The organism is Lawsonibacter sp. JLR.KK007 (assembly GCF_036941135.1).
Lineage (GTDB): Bacteria > Bacillota > Clostridia > Oscillospirales > Oscillospiraceae > Lawsonibacter.
Genome location: NZ_JAYWSY010000002.1, coordinates 297,683 through 313,110, shown reverse-complemented (window position 1 = coordinate 313,110; position 15,428 = coordinate 297,683). Strand labels below are relative to the sequence as shown.

Annotated in this window: 16 protein-coding genes, 1 tRNA gene, 2 riboswitches and 1 other annotated feature; of the genes, 10 read left to right on the top strand and 7 right to left on the bottom strand. The window is 61.8% G+C overall.

Going from position 1 to position 15,428, the window contains the following annotated elements; translation table 11 throughout:
- Positions 1-15: 15 nt before the first annotated feature.
- The gene (locus VV088_RS11330; protein ID WP_334600809.1) at positions 16-222 is read right to left on the bottom strand and encodes a helix-turn-helix domain-containing protein; all 207 of its coding nucleotides are present in this window, start codon (positions 220-222) and stop codon (positions 16-18) included.
- Positions 223-312: 90 nt separating this feature from the next.
- On the opposite strand from VV088_RS11330, the gene VV088_RS11325 reads away from it, so the two are divergent.
- Positions 313-471, top strand: coding sequence for a hypothetical protein (locus VV088_RS11325; protein ID WP_334600808.1), 159 nt, complete (start codon positions 313-315; stop codon positions 469-471).
- Positions 472-498: 27 nt separating this feature from the next.
- Here the strand turns inward: VV088_RS11325 and leuA are convergent, their stop codons facing one another.
- Entirely contained in the window at positions 499-2,184 is a 1,686-nt protein-coding gene (gene leuA, locus VV088_RS11320) for a 2-isopropylmalate synthase (RefSeq protein WP_334600807.1), read from the bottom strand.
- Between the two features lie 27 nt (positions 2,185-2,211).
- Positions 2,212-2,826: a hypothetical protein gene (locus VV088_RS11315; protein ID WP_334600806.1), complete on the bottom strand. Its 615-nt coding sequence runs from the start codon at positions 2,824-2,826 to the stop codon at positions 2,212-2,214.
- 52 nt (positions 2,827-2,878) lie between these two features.
- Positions 2,879-3,116 (bottom strand) — a binding site (T-box leader).
- A gap of 109 nt (positions 3,117-3,225) precedes the next feature.
- Between VV088_RS11315 and VV088_RS11310 the strand changes: the two genes are divergently transcribed.
- From VV088_RS11310 to VV088_RS11300, 3 genes are all read left to right on the top strand, one after another.
- Positions 3,226-3,639: a dihydrodipicolinate synthase family protein gene (locus VV088_RS11310; RefSeq protein WP_334600804.1), complete on the top strand. Its 414-nt coding sequence runs from the start codon at positions 3,226-3,228 to the stop codon at positions 3,637-3,639.
- Between the two features lie 114 nt (positions 3,640-3,753).
- Complete coding sequence (gene rpmE / locus VV088_RS11305; protein WP_120395541.1) at positions 3,754-3,957, top strand: 50S ribosomal protein L31; 204 nt, start codon at positions 3,754-3,756, stop codon at positions 3,955-3,957.
- Between the two features lie 89 nt (positions 3,958-4,046).
- Positions 4,047-4,547, top strand: a complete 501-nt coding sequence (locus VV088_RS11300; RefSeq protein ID WP_334600799.1) for a flavin reductase family protein — start codon at positions 4,047-4,049, stop codon at positions 4,545-4,547.
- Position 4,548: 1 nt separating this feature from the next.
- Here the strand turns inward: VV088_RS11300 and VV088_RS11295 are convergent, their stop codons facing one another.
- On the bottom strand, positions 4,549-5,484 hold the full coding sequence (locus tag VV088_RS11295; protein WP_334600798.1) for a radical SAM protein: 936 nt from the start codon (positions 5,482-5,484) through the stop codon (positions 4,549-4,551).
- Between the two features lie 139 nt (positions 5,485-5,623).
- Here VV088_RS11295 and VV088_RS11290 point away from each other — a divergent pair, with 139 nt between their 5' ends.
- Positions 5,624-5,980, top strand: a complete 357-nt coding sequence (locus VV088_RS11290) for a winged helix-turn-helix transcriptional regulator (protein WP_334600797.1) — start codon at positions 5,624-5,626, stop codon at positions 5,978-5,980.
- 5 nt (positions 5,981-5,985) lie between these two features.
- Entirely contained in the window at positions 5,986-7,275 is a 1,290-nt protein-coding gene (hflX, locus tag VV088_RS11285; protein WP_334600796.1) for a GTPase HflX, read from the top strand.
- A 298-nt stretch (positions 7,276-7,573) separates the two neighbouring features.
- Here the strand turns inward: hflX and VV088_RS11280 are convergent, their stop codons facing one another.
- Positions 7,574-7,819 (bottom strand): hypothetical protein, encoded by a 246-nt coding sequence (locus tag VV088_RS11280; RefSeq protein WP_334600794.1) that lies wholly within the window; start codon positions 7,817-7,819, stop codon positions 7,574-7,576.
- 125 nt (positions 7,820-7,944) lie between these two features.
- Between VV088_RS11280 and VV088_RS11275 the strand changes: the two genes are divergently transcribed.
- The 3 genes from VV088_RS11275 to VV088_RS11265 all read left to right on the top strand — a co-directional run bounded on the left by VV088_RS11275 (position 7,945) and on the right by VV088_RS11265 (position 8,926).
- Positions 7,945-8,136: a helix-turn-helix domain-containing protein gene (locus tag VV088_RS11275; RefSeq protein WP_334600792.1), complete on the top strand. Its 192-nt coding sequence runs from the start codon at positions 7,945-7,947 to the stop codon at positions 8,134-8,136.
- A gap of 5 nt (positions 8,137-8,141) precedes the next feature.
- Positions 8,142-8,801 (top strand): YigZ family protein, encoded by a 660-nt coding sequence (locus tag VV088_RS11270; protein WP_334600789.1) that lies wholly within the window; start codon positions 8,142-8,144, stop codon positions 8,799-8,801.
- A 36-nt stretch (positions 8,802-8,837) separates the two neighbouring features.
- Positions 8,838-8,926 (top strand) — tRNA-Ser (locus tag VV088_RS11265).
- Positions 8,927-9,158: 232 nt separating this feature from the next.
- On the opposite strand, the gene rlmD is transcribed toward VV088_RS11265, so the two are convergent.
- Together rlmD and VV088_RS11255 are read right to left on the bottom strand one after the other, a co-directional pair.
- Complete coding sequence (gene rlmD, locus VV088_RS11260) at positions 9,159-10,520, bottom strand: 23S rRNA (uracil(1939)-C(5))-methyltransferase RlmD (protein ID WP_334600787.1); 1,362 nt, start codon at positions 10,518-10,520, stop codon at positions 9,159-9,161.
- Between the two features lie 78 nt (positions 10,521-10,598).
- Positions 10,599-11,990 (bottom strand): alanine/glycine:cation symporter family protein, encoded by a 1,392-nt coding sequence (locus VV088_RS11255; protein ID WP_334600785.1) that lies wholly within the window; start codon positions 11,988-11,990, stop codon positions 10,599-10,601.
- Between the two features lie 109 nt (positions 11,991-12,099).
- A riboswitch (glycine riboswitch) is annotated at positions 12,100-12,184 on the bottom strand.
- Between the two features lie 3 nt (positions 12,185-12,187).
- Positions 12,188-12,275: riboswitch (glycine riboswitch) on the bottom strand.
- A 253-nt stretch (positions 12,276-12,528) separates the two neighbouring features.
- Between VV088_RS11255 and secA the strand changes: the two genes are divergently transcribed.
- Positions 12,529-15,285 carry a preprotein translocase subunit SecA gene (secA, locus tag VV088_RS11250; protein WP_334600784.1) on the top strand — a complete coding sequence of 919 codons (2,757 nt, stop codon included), beginning with the start codon at positions 12,529-12,531 and terminating at the stop codon, positions 15,283-15,285.
- Positions 15,286-15,428: the final 143 nt, after the last annotated feature.

The following is a 15,428-nucleotide window of genomic DNA, read 5'->3' as shown; positions in this document are numbered from 1 at the left end:
TAGGCGGGGATGCGCTTATGTTTGATCGGTGCGTTCCAGGATATAGTCCACGCTGACTTGGTAGAAGTCAGCCAGTGCGCACAGGACCCAAGGCGGCACCATCCGCTGTCCGGTTTCGTAGTAGGCATAGGTCCGCTGCGGAACGTTGATTGCGGCGCCAACCTCGGTTTGCGTCAGATCGTGGTCCTCTCGCAAATCCCGTATCCTACGGTATCGTGTCACTGTAATCACCCGGTTACAGCATATGATAGAATGATTTGTTCTATTGACGTTTTGAATAAATTGTTCTAAAATGGGTGAGAGGTGACTTCAATGCCAGACTATAAAACGATGTATCTGACCCTGTTCAAGGCCAGCGAGGAGGCGGTCAATCTGTTGATTGCCGCCCAGCGGAAATGCGAGGAACTGTATATTGCCAGCGAGGAACCCAATATCGTGGTTCTTTCCGATGAGGACGATACAGCCCCCTGACGCATTTATGTCAGGGGGCTGTTGATGTTATGCTCTCTTGGCCCGGTTGATGGCGGCCAGGATGGCCCGGAGGGGGGCCAGGTTGATGTTGTGGCTGAGGCCAACGCCCCAGTACTGCTTTCCGGTGCGCTTGTCCTGGAGGAGGATATAGGCCACGCCCTGGGAATCGGAGCCGTCGGTAATGGCGTGGGAGGAGTAGTCCAGGAAGGAGAAGCGGTCAATCTTCTCCCCCTTGATGGCGTTGAAGAAGGCGTCGATGGGGCCGTTGCCCTGGCCGGAGACCTCAAACACGGTGTCGGTGTGCCGCAAAGTACCCTGGAAGGCCACGTGGGAGTGCCCCTCCCCGTCGATGGTCTCGTGGAAGGAGTGCTTCAGCATCTGGTAGGGCTCCTTCACGTCGATATACTCCTGGTGGAACAGCTGGCTGATCCGCTCCGGGGCGATCTCCTTGCCCACCTTGTCGGTCTCCACCTGGACGATATGTCCAAATTCCGGGTGCATGGCCTTGGGCAGGTCGAAGCCGAAGTCGTGCTCCATGATATAGGCGGCCCCCCCTTTGCCCGACTGGGAGTTGATGCGGATGATGGGCTCGTACTCCCGGCCCACGTCGGCGGGGTCGATGGGCAGGTAGGGGATCTCCCAGTACTCGGTCCCGGAGGACTTCATGTACTGCACGCCCTTGTTGATGGCGTCCTGGTGGCTGCCGGAGAAGGCGGTAAAGACCAGCTTGCCGGCGTAGGGCTGGCGGTCGCCCACCGGCATCTTGGTACACCGCTCAAACATCTCTTTAATTTTGTTGATGTTGGAGAAGTTCAGCTCCGGGTCCACCCCCTGGGTGTACATGTTCATGGCCAGGGTGACCATGTCCACGTTGCCGGTGCGCTCACCGTTGCCGAAGAGGGTGGCCTCCACCCGGTCGGCCCCGGCCAGCAGGCCCATCTCGGTGGTGGCCACGCCGCAGCCCCGGTCGTTGTGGGGGTGGAGGGAGATGATGGCGCTGTCCCGCCCGGGCAGCGTGCGGATGAAGTATTCCAGCATGTCGGCGAACTGGTTGGGCATGCAGTTCTCCACGGTGGTGGGCAGGTTGAGGATGACCTTGTTCTCCGGCGTGGCGTGGAGGTGGTCCAGGACGGCCTGGCAGATCTCCACGGCGTAGTCCATCTCGGTGCCCATAAACGATTCCGGGGAGTATTCAAACCGCAGATTCATACCCGCCTCAATCATGGGCTGGGACATCTCATAGATCAAATCGGCAGCGTCGGTGGCGATTTTGGTGATGCCGTCGGTGTCCATGTGAAAGACCACCTTCCGCTGGAGGGTGGAGGTGGAGTTGTAGAAGTGGAGGATGACGTTCTTAGCCCCCTGGATGGCCTCGAAGGTCTTTTTGATCAGGTGCTCCCGGGCCTGGACCAGCACCTGGATGGTCACGTCGTCGGGGATGTGTCCCCCCTCGATGAGCTCCCGGCAGATCTCATACTCCGTCTCGCTGGCGGAGGGGAAGCCGATCTCGATCTCCTTCACCCCGATGTCCACCAGGGTGTGGAAGTACTCCAGCTTCTCGGCCAGATTCATGGGGTCCACCAGGGCCTGGTTGCCGTCCCGCAGGTCCACGGAGCACCAGACGGGGGCCTTGGTGATGACCCGGTCGGGCCAGGTGCGGCCCTTGATGGGCTGGGGGGTAAAGGGAATATACTTTTCAAATCCGGGTTTCATATTGTGTGTCCTCCTTCAATATTTCAGTCACTTTTTTTGCAGCTCTCTCAGCCGCCTGACCAGCCGCTCCCGATTTTTTGCCGTTTTCATAAAGGCTGGCAGCATGTCGGCCTGAGTTCGCAGGCCGGGGTTGTCCGGCGGCTTTTCCCGCAGGCGGGCGCTTAGGTAACCGATGAGATAGGCCAGGTGCTCCCGGTTCAGGGCCCAAACCGGTTTGCCGTCGAAGCTGGTCAGAAACCACAGGTCAAAGCCGAAAATGGGGTCCTGACCCCTCCAGAGCACGCCGTCCCCGCCGTACCACACCACCTGCCCGGTTTTTTCCACCCTTCCCGGCATCACAAAGCCGCAGTAGGGGCAGGGCACCCGGAGCACAGGGAAGGTCTGCCGGCGCGGGTCCTGGATGGGGACGTTGTAGTACCGGCCGCAGGACTGGCACAGGTTTTGCACCCGGAAGCGGTATCCGCTTAGCTGTTTTGCCCGGGCGTGGCCGCAGGCAGCGCATTGGAAGCGGTACTGCCCCTCCCGGTACGTGACCAGCCCCATCCCGCCGCAGCGGGGGCAGGTGACGCACAGCCCCGTTTTCAGGGCGGAGTAGACGCTGTAGGTCCCATAGGGCTGGTCTACCATTCGATTTTTTAGCATTTCGGCCTCCCTTCCCCCTCGGGGAACAGAAAAACGCCCCCGACTTTCTCAAGTCAGGGGCGCAGAATTCTACGCGGTACCACCCTGGTTCGGCGGACAGTTACCTGTTCGCCCTCACAGCCTCCAACAAGGCTTTGGTCAATAACGAGACCGGCCGTCCCGCCCTACTGCGACCCTTCAGGCGGACTGCTCGGGGGCCAGTTATCCACAGCGCTCCACACACCGGCTCGCACCATCCGCCGGCTCTCTGAGTGGGAGGAAGCTGTCTTTTTCCCCTTCATCGCATTTGCTTGTTGGGTATTTTAGCGGAAAAGGTCCCGTTTGTCAAGAAGAAAATTTGCACAGGGGCGGTTTCTATGCTATAATGGCTCCACTACTTTGGAGATAGGGGGAGACTGTATGAAAACAAAGGAACAGCTGGGGGGCCTCTACTCCGCCAGCATCACGGCTTATGACGCCTCCGGCCGGATCGATGGCGCCGCCCTTCAGAGGGTGATGGAGCGCAACTGGAAGGAGGGGGCCGCCGGCTTCTTCGTAGGCGGCAGCAGCGGGGAGTGCTTCCTGCTCACCGAGGGGGAGCGGGTGGAGGTCTTTGAGGCCGCCTCCGCCTTTGCGGGCCGGACCAATTTGATCGCCCATGTGGGGGCCATCTCCACCGATGAGGCGGTGCGCTACGCCAAAGCGGCCATCAAGCACGCGCTGGCCCGGCAGGGCTGTCCCGTGGGCCAGCCCCGGAGGCCCTTCTCCGCCCTGACGCAGGAGCAGATGGATTATGTAGACGGCGTATTGGACAAAAATATGCTGGCGGGATGAGGGCAGTCCGGCAGAAAAAAATTGAAAAAACGGTTGATTTTCTGCTGGAACTATGCTATGATATCAGTTGCGTTTACAAGAATACCCTCCTGAGGAGAAAGAGGTGAAGATAAAATGAAGGAAGGCCTCCACCCCAACTATCAACAGACCACCATCCGGTGCGCCTGCGGCAATGTGATCGAGACCGGCTCCACCAAGAAGGACATCCGCGTAGAAGTTTGCTCCAAGTGTCACCCCTTCTACACCGGCAAGCAGAAAATGGTGGACACCGGTGGCCGTGTCAGCCGCTTCAACAAGAAGTTCGGCTTCGACAAGTAAGGACCCTGTGTACAAAAGCCGCACCGTGTATCGGTGCGGCTTTTTGCGCATATGCTGTTTTGTGAATTGAGTTTAGGAGGAATACCGCCATGCGCAACATCGACCCCAAAACCCTGGACCAAAACGTCTTTTCCCTCATCGGCGACCGGTGGATGCTCATCACCGCCGGGACGGCGGACCGCTGCAACACCATGACCGCCTCCTGGGGCGGACTGGGCGTGATCTGGGGCGCCCCTGCGGCCACCTGCTACATCCGTCCCCAGCGGTACACCAAGGAGTTTGTGGACCGGGAGGAGTACTTCACCCTGGCCTTCTTCGGGGTGGCAAGCCGAAAGGCTTTACAGCTCTGCGGCTCCAAAAGCGGCCGGGACATCGATAAAGTAAAGGAGTGCGGCTTTACAGTGAAGACCGCCGCCTGCGGCGCTCCCTACTTCGAGGAGGCCGAACTGGTGCTGGTGTGCCGCAAACGGTTCGCCCAGCCCATGGACCCGGCCTGCATTCCCCAGGAAATCAAAACAAAGTGGTATCCCCAGGAGGATTATCACACTTTGTATATCGGGGAGATCATAGAGGTTCTGGCCAAGGACTGACCTACAGATGGGGCAGGGTGGTCCGGTAGGTGCGGAGGCGCTCCTCCGGCTCCCGCCGGATGATCCGGTCCAGGGCGGACAGCAGAGCCTCCCGGTCCTCCGGGAGCCGCCCCTGAAACTGGTAGGCGTTGGAGGCCCCCAGGGCGGCGAAGGTGACGGGGATGTCCAAATGGGCGATGAGGGTGTTCAGCTCCTGATATTTTTCCCGCTCTCCGGCCTCCGTCCAGCGTCCCGCCTGAAGCTCCTGATACAGCTGGGAATCGGGGTAGACGGTGAGCATGGAGGAGCCGATGAGCTGGGGGTGGAGCTGATTGAAGACCTCCGCGCTGGCCAGAGCGGAACGCTCCCCCTGCCCCGCCCCGGCGATGCCGGTGAGGTAGAAGAAGCGGTAGCCGATGCCCGCCTGGTCCAGCCGCCGGCACTGGACGAGAATATCCTCTGGGGTATAGCCCTTGTCCATGAAGGCCAGGGAGGGGCCGTCCCCGGTCTCCACGCCGAGGGTCAGGCCGTCGTACCCGGCGGCCCGGAGCCGGTCCAGCTCTCCATCGGTTTTCAGCCCCACGTCGGTGATCCGGGCGAAGGACCCGATGGTTTGGACGGTGGGGACCGATTGGCGGATGAGCCGGGCGATGTTCAGCAGGCGGTCCGGCTTCAGCACAAAGGGGTTGGCCCCGGTGAGAAAGGCCCGGTCCGGCCCTGGCTGGACGGGCCGGCCCTGAAGGGCGGCGGTCAGCTTCCCCATCGGGGAGTGGAGGGCGGTCTGGACCTCCAGCAGGTCGGCCTCGATCTCCTCCAGCGGGGACATGCGGAAGGGGAAGGGCAGGTCGTTGTAAAGGGTGCAGAATTTACAGCGATGGTGGGTACAGCCCGCCGTCACCTGGATGAGCAGGGAGGCGGCCTCATAGGGCGGCCTCCAGATGGTGCCGGTAAAGTGCATTGCAGACGCTCCTTTCGTGGATGGGACCGGCGGGGGCCCTCCGCCGTCGAAACCACCTTACTACAACGAAACCAGGAGCGCAAGTACGGTCTTTTTTTGGAATGAGTACCTTTTTTGATACCACAGGGGGGAAGGAACTATGGCCGACAACAAATTTACCGCTCCAGAGACGCTGGCCCGGTGCGAAGCGATGGGCCGGCTCCAGTCGGTGCTGGGGGGCAAGTGGAAGATTCTGATCCTGTGGTATGTGGCCGCCTACCGGGTCCAGCGGTTCGGGGAGCTGCGCCGGCGGCTGGAGGGCATCACCCACTCCACCCTGACCCGGCAGCTCCGGGAGCTGGAGGAGGATGGCTTCCTCCACCGGGAGGTCTTTGGCGAGGTGCCGCCCCGGGTGGAGTACACCCTCACCCCCCTGGGGGAGAGCTTCGCCCCGCTCCTCCACACTATGCTGGAGTGGAGCCGGGAGAATTTGACAAAAGAAACGGAGAATTTTTGAACAATATGCCGGATATTCAACGAAACACACAATTTAACCGGGCCGTCCTGGTGGGGCTGAGCGCCTTCAGCCTGAGCCGGGAGGAGAACGCGGACGAGGAGTCTATGGAGGAGCTGTCCGCCCTGCTGGAGACGGCGGGGGGACAGACGGTGGGAGCGGTCACCCAGTCCAAGGACAGCCCCGACCCCCGCACCTTCATCGGCGAGGGCAAGGTGGCCGAGGTGAAGGCGCTGGTGGAGGCCGCCGGCGCCGATATGGTCATCTTTGACAACCCTCTGTCCCCCTCCCAGCAGCGCAACCTGGCCGAGGAGCTGAAGGTGGGCGTGCTGGACCGGTCCGCCCTGATCCTGGACATCTTCGCCCAGCGGGCCAGGACGAAGGAGGGCCGGCTTCAGGTGGAGCTGGCCCAGTACAAGTATCTGCTGCCCCGTCTGCTGGGCATGTGGAAGCATTTGGAGCGTCAGGAGGGAGCCATCGGTACCCGAGGCCCCGGCGAAACTCAGCTGGAATCCGACCGGCGCATTCTGGGCCGTAAGATCGCCAAGCTGGAGAGCGAGCTGAAGGACGTGCGCCGGGTGCGGGCCACCCAGCGGGAGCGGCGGATCAAGAACGAGGTGCCGGTGGTGGCCATCGTGGGCTACACCAACGCGGGGAAATCCACCCTGCTCAACCACCTGACCGGGGCGGAGATCCCCGCCAACGACCGCCTGTTCGACACCCTAGACACCACCACCCGGACGCTGGAAATTTCCGACACCTGCACCGTTCTGCTGTCCGACACGGTGGGCTTCATCCGGAAGCTGCCCCACCACCTGGTGGAGGCCTTCAAGGCCACCCTGGAGGAGCTGGAGTACGCCGACCTCCTGCTCCATGTCATCGATGCCTCCAGCCCTCAGTGGAAGGAGCAGGCGGAGGTGGTGGACCAGCTCATCCGCGAGCTGGGGGCCGAGCAGACCCCCCGCATCGAGGTGTTCAACAAGTGCGACCTGTGGACGGGGGACATCCGCCCCCACGGGGAGGACCGGGTGTCCATCTCCGCCAAAACCGGGGAGGGGGTGCCCGATCTGCTGGCCGCCATCGGCCGGGTGCTGGACAACGGCGCCCGCCGGGTGACCATCCATCTGCCCTACGACAGGGGCGGCCTGCTGGACAAGCTCTATCTGGAGGCCAAGGTGGAGAAGGTGGACTACGGCGAGACCATCGACGTGGAGGCGGTCTGCACCCCCAAGGTCATCGGCCAGCTGGGTCCCCTGGTGGAGGGCTGGAAGCCCCGTAAGGAGTTTTGGGAGGATTGACAGAAACCGGCCGGATATGATAAAATAGGCCCTGGTCCCCTTGGGGACCAGGGCGCTGCATAAACACGGGAAAACGATAGGCGGTCAGCCAAATCCTCCCTAAAGGAGGTGAGGCAAATGCCCCTGACCATTACATTTCATCTTTGCGGGTTTACCGTAACGATAAAGGTAAAATGGGACAGCCGCCACTCGGCCCAGTGACGGCTGTCTAGGTTTTACATCTAGACTCCAGCACAAAGGCTAACCGCTTATCGCAGCGCCTTTTATATATTCAGTTTACCACAACTCTTTGCTTGTGTCAAGGGCCGGATTTCATGGTGAGATCCGGTCCGAACCGTTTTTCCAGGCGGTGGAGCTCCGTGACATGCTGGGACAGATAGTCGCACAGGCGGCAGTATACGAGGAGGGCGCAGTCCAGCTGATCCCCAGGCATGAAATAGTGGTCGTTGGCTATGTACTTGGATACCGCGTCCAGAAGGAACGTGTCTTCCATAATGTCCTGGCAAGTGTCCTTGAACTCCTCCAGCCAGCAGGGTTCTTGCATTTGTGTCACCTCCGTATAGAGCCAATGGCTATTATAGCTTATGGCTCTTGATTTGTCAAGAGCTAAAAGCTCTCATTTTCAAATTAATAGCTGTCAGCTATAATAGGAGTGAAGAAGGTGATGGCGTGGAAAATTACCGGCTGATCCTGAAACGGAAGCGGGAAGCCCTTGGACTGAGCCAGCATAAGCTGGCGGAACAGCTTGGCATTACACAGACGTTCCTGAGCGAAATTGAGCGGGGCAGAAAAAATCCATCGCTGGAGCAGTTTTTCCGCATCTGTGAGGCGCTGCAAATCAAGGTATTTCCGGAGGAGTGATCTCCATGACAGAATATTACATCCCCACCGGCCACAGCGAGACGGAGCTGGTGGAAAAGCGGTCCCGGTTCATCGGCCAGGTGTGGCGGGTGAGCTCGGAGGAGGAGGCCCGGGCGCGGATTGAGGAGACCAAAAAGAAGCGCTACGACGCCCGCCACAACTGCTGGTGCTATCGCATCCGGGCGGGGGGCGTGGAGCGGTACTCCGACGACGGCGAACCCCAGGGCACCGCCGGTCAGCCCATGCTCAACGTCTTCCAGCGGGAGGACGTGACCGACGTGGCCTGCGTGGTCACCCGGTACTTTGGCGGCGTCCTTCTGGGGGCCGGGGGGCTGGTCCGGGCCTACACCCAGTCGGCCAAGGATGCCCTGGATGCCGCCGGCATTTCCGTTGTCCGCCGCTGGGTGGCGATGGAGGTCCCCTGTACCTATGCCCAGTTCGAGTCCATGCGCCGGGAGGTGACCAGCTTTGACGGCGTGGTGGAGCGTGTGGATTACGGCGCGGATGTGCTCCTCTCCGCCCTCCTTCCCGAGGAGAAGGCTCAGACCTTCGCCGCCCGCGTCCTGGATGTGACCGCCGGGGCGGTGGAGGTGCTGGAGGCCGGAGAGCAGCTCAAGGACGTCCCCTGGCAGGAACCGCTGGGAAAAGATTCGGAAACCCCTTGATTTTTTCCCCAATGTCTGGTATCCTAAATAAGCTGTGCAGCGGTATCGAAGTGGTCATAACGGGGCTGACTCGAAATCAGTTTGGGAGCAATCCCACGAGGGTTCGAATCCCTCCCGCTGCGCCAAAAAGATCAGTCTACAAGCGGGTTTGCGCCGTTTGTAGGCTTTTCTTTTTTGCCTGACCTTGGACCGGGCTTGCCATCGACCTGGAGCTGCGGCAGAATGGCATTTCGGGAGAAATCCTGATACTTGGATACACGCATCCTCAGTATACCCCGGCTAACGGAACAATCAGCAGACCGCGGCGGGGAAACAAACAGACGTTATGCCGGGCAACGTGCTGGAAACGCAGGATTTCTACGAGTTTTCTCTTTGTAGCAACACAACCGTCTCCACATGGGCGGTGCGGGGGAACAGATCCACCCCCTGGGCCTTGACCGGCCGGTACCCCAAAGCGCGGAAACGGTCTGTGTCCCGGGCCAGGGTGGCGGGGTCGCAGGAGACATAGACCATCCGGTCGGGGGCCATGCCCGCCAGGATGGCGGGGACCTCCGGGGCCAGCCCCTTCCGGGGCGGGTCCACGCAGACCACCTGGGGGCGGACCCCCTCCTCCGCCAGCCGCCGGGCCACCGCCCCCGCGTCGCCGCAGAAGAACTCTGCGTTTGTGATCCCGTTGCGCCGGGCGTTCTCCCCGGCGTCCTCAATGGCCTGGGGGACGAGCTCCGCCCCGATGACCCGCCCGGCCTGTTTCGCCAGGGCCAGGGAGATGGTACCGATGCCGCAGTACAGGTCCAGCACGGTCTCGCTTCCGGTGAGCTGGGCGAAGTCCAGGGCGGTGCGGTAGAGCCGTTCGGTCTGGTCCCGGTTGATCTGAAAGAAGGAGGGGACGGAGAGACGGAAGGTCAGCTGGCATAAGTCCTCCTCCAGCCAGTCCCGGCCCCAGAGGGTGTCATACCGGTCCCCTAAAATCACGTTGGTATCCCGGGTGTTGGTATTGAGGACCACTCCGGCCAGCCCCGGCTCCGCCTGCCGCAGGGCGTCTGTTAAGGCGCTGCCGTTGGGGAGACTGTCCCCGTTGGCTACGACACACACCAGACTCTCCCCCCGGCTGCTGGCGCGGACATAGAGGTGCCGGATCAGCCCCCTGCCCGTCCCCTCGCTGTAGGGGGGAACGCGGTGCGCCTCCATCCAGCCCTTGAAGGCGGCCCGCAGCCGGGTGACTGCTTCGGGCTGGAGGGGGCAGTCCGGGGCGTCCAGCACGTCGTGGCTCCGGGGGCGGTAGTAGCCCACAGCGAGTCCCTGTTTCCCCTGGGACACCGGAAACTGCACCTTGTTCCGGTAGCGGTCGGGACGCTCCGCCCCCAGGACGGGGGGCAGGTCCAGCTTGACGTGCCCCACCCGCTCCAGCGCATCGGCAATGCGCTGGCCCTTGGCCCGCAGCTCTTCCTCGTAGCGCATGTGGCGGAACTGGCAGCCGCCACATTTGCCGAAGAGAGGGCAGTCGGGCTGGAGGCGCATGGGGGAGGGGAGCAGCAGCTCCACTCCACGGCCCCAGGCCACGTTTTTGTTTACCTTCTCCAGCCGGACCCGCCACCGCTCCCCCTGGATGGTGTACGGGACAAAGACCACCTGCCCCTCCAGTCGGGCCACCCCCATCCCCTCGGCGGTGTAGCCGGTGATGTCCAGGGTGTGAACGGTGTTTTTTCGGATATCTGCCATGGTGCATTCCCCCTTTGAAGTCAGGTTATCATACCATATAAAAAAGCGGCCGTCCAGTGGACAGCCGCTTCAACGGGTTTACTTCTTGGAGCCGAAATAATCCTTGGTGATCTTGGCCACCACCCCGGACAGGGCCAGCAGGGCCACCAGGTTGGGGATGGCCATAGCGCCGTTGAGGGTGTCGGAGATGTCCCACATGAGCTGGCCGGAGCCGGTGGTGCCCACGATGCAGAACAGCACGAAAATCACCTTATAGGCGGCGACAAAGATCTTGTTGTCGTTGGAGATATAGCCCCAGCACCGTTCGCCGTAGTAGCTCCAGCTGAGGATGGTGGACAGGGCGAAGAAGATCAGGCTGATCTGGATGACCAGTCCCCCCAGGGTGCCGGGGAGGATGGAGTTGAAGGCGGCCACTGCCGCGGCGCCCTTGGTGCCGAAGGTATCCAGGCCGCCGGCGGCGTCCAGCACGCCGGAGAGGATAACGGTGAGGGAGGTGATGGTGCAGATGACGATGGTGTCGATAAAGACCTCGAACACGCCCCAAATGGCCTGCTCGGCGGGTTCCTCGGTGGAGGAGGCGGCGTGGGCGATGGGGGCGGAGCCCAAACCGGCCTCGTTGGAGAACACGCCCCGGGCGAAGCCGTTCTTCATGGCCAGCATGATGGCGTAGCCAAAGATGCCGCCGCCCACGGCCTCAAGGCTGAAGGCGCTGGAGAAGATCGCCCCGAAGGCGGCGGGGATGTCGGCGATGCGCAGGACGATGACAAAGATCCCGGCCAGGATATAGAAGATAGCCATAAAGGGCACCAGCAGGGAGGTGACCTGGCCGATGCGCTGCACGCCGCCCAGCACCACGATGCCCACCACTACCGTGAGGACAATGCCGCTGACCAGGGGGTCCAGGCCGAACAGGCCGTTGAGGGAGCCGGCGATCTCGCTGGACTGGGCGATGTTGCCGATGCCGAAGGAGGCCAGTCCGCCCAGGATGGCGAAGATCACCGCCAGCCACTTCCAGCGTTTGCCCAGGCCGTTTTCAATGTAGTACATGGGGCCGCCCTTGTGGACGCCGTTGGCGTCGGTGTTGCGGAACTTCATCGCCAGGGCGATCTCGGCGTACTTGGTGCACATGCCGAAGAAGGCGGATACCCACATCCAGAACACAGCCCCCGGCCCTCCGGCGAAGATGGCTCCGGTGACGCCGGCGATGTTGCCGGTACCCACGGTGCCCGCCAGGGCGGTGGTCACTGCCTGGAAGGGGGTCAGGTTGCTGCCGTCCTTCTTCTGCCTGCTGGTGAACAGGGAGCCCACCGTGTTCTTCATGATGTAGCCGAACCAGCGCACCTGGACCCAGCCGGTGCGGCAGGTGAGGTATACGCCGGTGCCCACCAGCAGCACCAGCATGATGGGGCCCCAGACGAAGTCGTTGATCTTGCCGTTGACCAGCTCAACGATCTCCAGGAATTTTTCCATACATGTTCTCTCCTTTTTCTCGTGACAGACAAAAAACGGGCCGCGGAACTGCCCGCTGCCCAAAGAAAACGCCATCCCGGCAGGGCGCGCCCCGCCGTTCTCCGCTTTCCTCTGTCCTTTTGCCTGAGAGATTCGAGCCGGTCAGATCCTGGCCCGTTGCACCTTCGGCACCCGGTAAACGAGCTTCTCCAGAGTCACATCCACGTGCAGTCCTTATCCCGGGAGGGACGCCTGAGAGTGTTGCTCCTTCGGCAGGCCGTGGGGCCGTTTTCCTGTACGCTTCGTCTGTCTCGATTCAATTACATTCCTACCTTACCACACAATGCAGCGCCTTGTCAACGTCTGGCGGACAATAATGCGCCGGATGTGGAATTTTTGGCTGATTGAACGAAGGAGACGGAATTTTCCCGGAAGAAAGTTTACAATTTGCTCTTTTTTTGGAGGAAAGAGTGTGGTATACTCTGTAAGATACATTAAACTGTATGAGTATGTCCAAAAATATTCCAGATCAAGTACGACCGAGAGGTGTTTCATAACTATGAGCCTGTTTACAAAAATTTTCGGGACCTCCTCCCAGCGGGAGCTGAAGTCCATCTATCCCATCGCGGACAAGGTGGACGCCCTGGAGGAGGAGTTCAAGGCCCTCACCGACGCCCAGCTCCAGGCCAAGACTCCGGAGCTGAAGGAGCGTCTGGCCAAGGGGGAGACCCTGGACGGCATCCTTCCCGAGGCTTTCGCCGCCTGCCGGGAGGCCGCCTGGCGGGTCATCGGCCTGCGGCCCTACCGGGTGCAGGTGGTGGGCGGCATTGTGCTCCACCAGGGCCGCATTGCCGAGATGAAGACCGGCGAAGGCAAGACCCTGGTGGCCACCCTCCCCGCCTACCTCAACGCCTTGGCGGGCAAGGGGGTGCATATCATCACCGTCAACGACTACCTGGCCAAGCGCGACTCGGAGTGGATGGGAAAGGTCTTCCGCTTCATGGGCCTGACGGTGGGCCTGGTGATCCACGGCGTGATGGGGGAGGCCAAGAAGGCCGCCTATCAGGCGGATATCACCTATGGCACCAACAATGAGTTCGGCTTTGACTACCTGCGGGACAACATGGCCATCTACTCCCAGGAGCTGGTCCAGCGGGGCCACGCCTTCGCCATCGTGGACGAGGTGGACTCCATCCTCATTGACGAGGCCCGCACCCCCCTGATCATCTCCGGCCAGGGGGAGAAGTCCACCCAGCTGTACACCATCGTGGATCAGTTCGCAGCCCGGCTGAAGTGCCAGCGGGTGCGGAAGGTGGACGAGAAGGAAGAAGAGGATGTGGACATCGACGCCGACTACATCGTGGATGAGAAGGCCCGCACCGCCACCCTCACCGCCCGGGGCATCAAGAAGGCGGAGGAAGCCTTCCAGGTGGAGAACCTGGCGGATATGGAGAACACCACCCTGTCCCACCACATCAACCAGGCCATCAAGGCCCGGGGCGTGATGAAGCGGGACATCGACTATGTGGTGAAGGACGGCCAGGTCATCATCGTGGACGAGTTCACCGGCCGGCTCATGTTCGGCCGGCGGTACAACGAGGGCCTCCACCAGGCCATCGAGGCCAAGGAGGGGGTGGAGGTGGCCAACGAGTCCAAGACGCTGGCCACCATCACCTTCCAGAACTACTTCCGCCTGTACGACAAGCTGTCCGGCATGACGGGCACCGCCCTCACCGAGGAGGAGGAATTCGGCACCATCTACGAGCTGGACATCGTAGAGATCCCCACCAACAGGCCCCTGGCCCGGATCGACCAGCCCGACGTGGTGTACAAGAACGTGTCCGGCAAGCTGCGGGCCATCGTGGCCCAGATCGAGGAGTGCCACGCCAAGGGCCAGCCGGTGCTGGTGGGCACCGTGTCCATCGAGAAGTCGGAGGAGCTGTCCGCCATCCTTAAGCGGAAGGGCATCAAACACAACGTTCTGAACGCCAAGAACCACGAGAAGGAAGCGGAGATCGTGGCCCAGGCGGGCAAGTTCGGGGCGGTCACCGTGGCCACCAACATGGCGGGCCGCGGCACCGACATCATGCTGGGGGGCAACGCCGAGTTCCTGGCCAAGGCCGACCTGCGCAAGGCGGGGATGAGCGACGAGCTCATCGCCGAGGCGACCGGCTTTGCCGAGACGGACAACCAGGAAATCCTGGATGCCCGGAAGAAATTCTCTGAGGCGGAGGCCAGGTATAAGGGGGAGATCCAGGAGGAGGCGGACAAGGTCCGCGCCGCAGGCGGCCTGTTCATCCTGGGTACCGAGCGCCACGAGTCCCGCCGTATCGACAACCAGCTGCGGGGCCGCGCCGGCCGTCAGGGCGACCCCGGCGAGACCCGGTTCTTCCTCTCCCTGGAGGACGACATCATGCGTCTGTTCGGCTCCGAGCGGGTGTACAACCTGATGGAGAAGCTCGGCGTGGACGAGGACACCCCCATCGATGCAAAAATGCTGTCCGGGGCCATTGAAAACGCCCAGAAGCAGGTGGAGTCCAAAAACTTCCAGACCCGGAAAAACGTCCTCCAGTACGACGACGTGATGAACACCCAGCGGGAGATCATCTACAAGCAGCGCCGCCAGGTGCTGGACGGGGAGGACATTCAGGCTTCCATCCAGAACATGCTGCGCACCATGGTCGCCAACGCCATCCGGGGCCACATGGGCGAGCAGAAGCACATGGACGAGGAGTCCTTCCAGGAGGCCATCGCCCACTTCCGCTCCATGTTCATCCTGCCCGGTGAGCTCCACCCCACCACCGAGGAGCTGGCCCGGTACGACGGGGACGGCCTGATTCAGCTGGTGCTGGACAAGGCTCAGGAGGTCTACGCCCGGAAGGAGCAGGAGATCACCCCGCCCCTGATGCGGGAGCTGGAGCGGGTCATTATGCTGCGGGTGGTGGACGAGTATTGGATGGACAACATCGACGCTATGACCGAGCTGCGCCAGGGCATCGGCTTGCGGGCGCTGGCCCAGAACGACCCTGTGGTGGCCTACAAAGAGGAAGGCTTCGAGATGTTCGAGAACATGGTGGCCGCCATCCAGGAGGAGACGCTGCGGCGGCTGTTCCTGGTCCGCCTGCGGAAGAACGAGGAGGTCAAGCGGGAGCGGGTGGCCAAGGTCACCAGCGAGAGCGGCGCCGGAGACGGCACCGTGAAGAAGCAGCCCGTCAAGAAGGTGGTCAAAATCGGCCGCAACGATCCCTGCCCCTGCGGCTCCGGGCTGAAGTGGAAAAAGTGTACCTGCCCCCAGTATCATCCGGATTTGAAGTAAGCAACCCTCCCCTCTCCCGTCCCTGCGGCGGGGGAGGGGAGGGTTTGACGTGCGGACCGCAGGGGGACGGCATGGGACGATGGGCCTTTTTCCCGGCTGCGGCTGGATTTTGGCCATTACAGCTTCAGAGATCGAACAGGCGG

Excerpts from the sequence above, each read along its gene's own strand:
- VV088_RS11270 (WP_334600789.1), top strand. The coding sequence starts at position 8,142 with ATGACAGAATATTACATCCCCACCGGCCACAGCGAGACGGAGCTGGTG.
- hflX (WP_334600796.1), top strand. The coding sequence starts at position 5,986 with ATGCCGGATATTCAACGAAACACACAATTTAACCGGGCCGTCCTGGTG.
- rpmE (WP_120395541.1), top strand. The coding sequence starts at position 3,754 with ATGAAGGAAGGCCTCCACCCCAACTATCAACAGACCACCATCCGGTGC.
- secA (WP_334600784.1), top strand. The coding sequence starts at position 12,529 with ATGAGCCTGTTTACAAAAATTTTCGGGACCTCCTCCCAGCGGGAGCTG.
- VV088_RS11300 (WP_334600799.1), top strand. The coding sequence starts at position 4,047 with ATGCGCAACATCGACCCCAAAACCCTGGACCAAAACGTCTTTTCCCTC.
- leuA (WP_334600807.1), bottom strand. The coding sequence starts at position 2,184 with ATGAAACCCGGATTTGAAAAGTATATTCCCTTTACCCCCCAGCCCATC.
- rlmD (WP_334600787.1), bottom strand. The coding sequence starts at position 10,520 with ATGGCAGATATCCGAAAAAACACCGTTCACACCCTGGACATCACCGGC.
- VV088_RS11295 (WP_334600798.1), bottom strand. The coding sequence starts at position 5,484 with ATGCACTTTACCGGCACCATCTGGAGGCCGCCCTATGAGGCCGCCTCC.
- VV088_RS11315 (WP_334600806.1), bottom strand. The coding sequence starts at position 2,826 with ATGCTAAAAAATCGAATGGTAGACCAGCCCTATGGGACCTACAGCGTC.
- VV088_RS11310 (WP_334600804.1), top strand. The coding sequence starts at position 3,226 with ATGAAAACAAAGGAACAGCTGGGGGGCCTCTACTCCGCCAGCATCACG.
- VV088_RS11290 (WP_334600797.1), top strand. The coding sequence starts at position 5,624 with ATGGCCGACAACAAATTTACCGCTCCAGAGACGCTGGCCCGGTGCGAA.
- VV088_RS11325 (WP_334600808.1), top strand. The coding sequence starts at position 313 with ATGCCAGACTATAAAACGATGTATCTGACCCTGTTCAAGGCCAGCGAG.
- VV088_RS11255 (WP_334600785.1), bottom strand. The coding sequence starts at position 11,990 with ATGGAAAAATTCCTGGAGATCGTTGAGCTGGTCAACGGCAAGATCAAC.
- VV088_RS11280 (WP_334600794.1), bottom strand. The coding sequence starts at position 7,819 with ATGCAAGAACCCTGCTGGCTGGAGGAGTTCAAGGACACTTGCCAGGAC.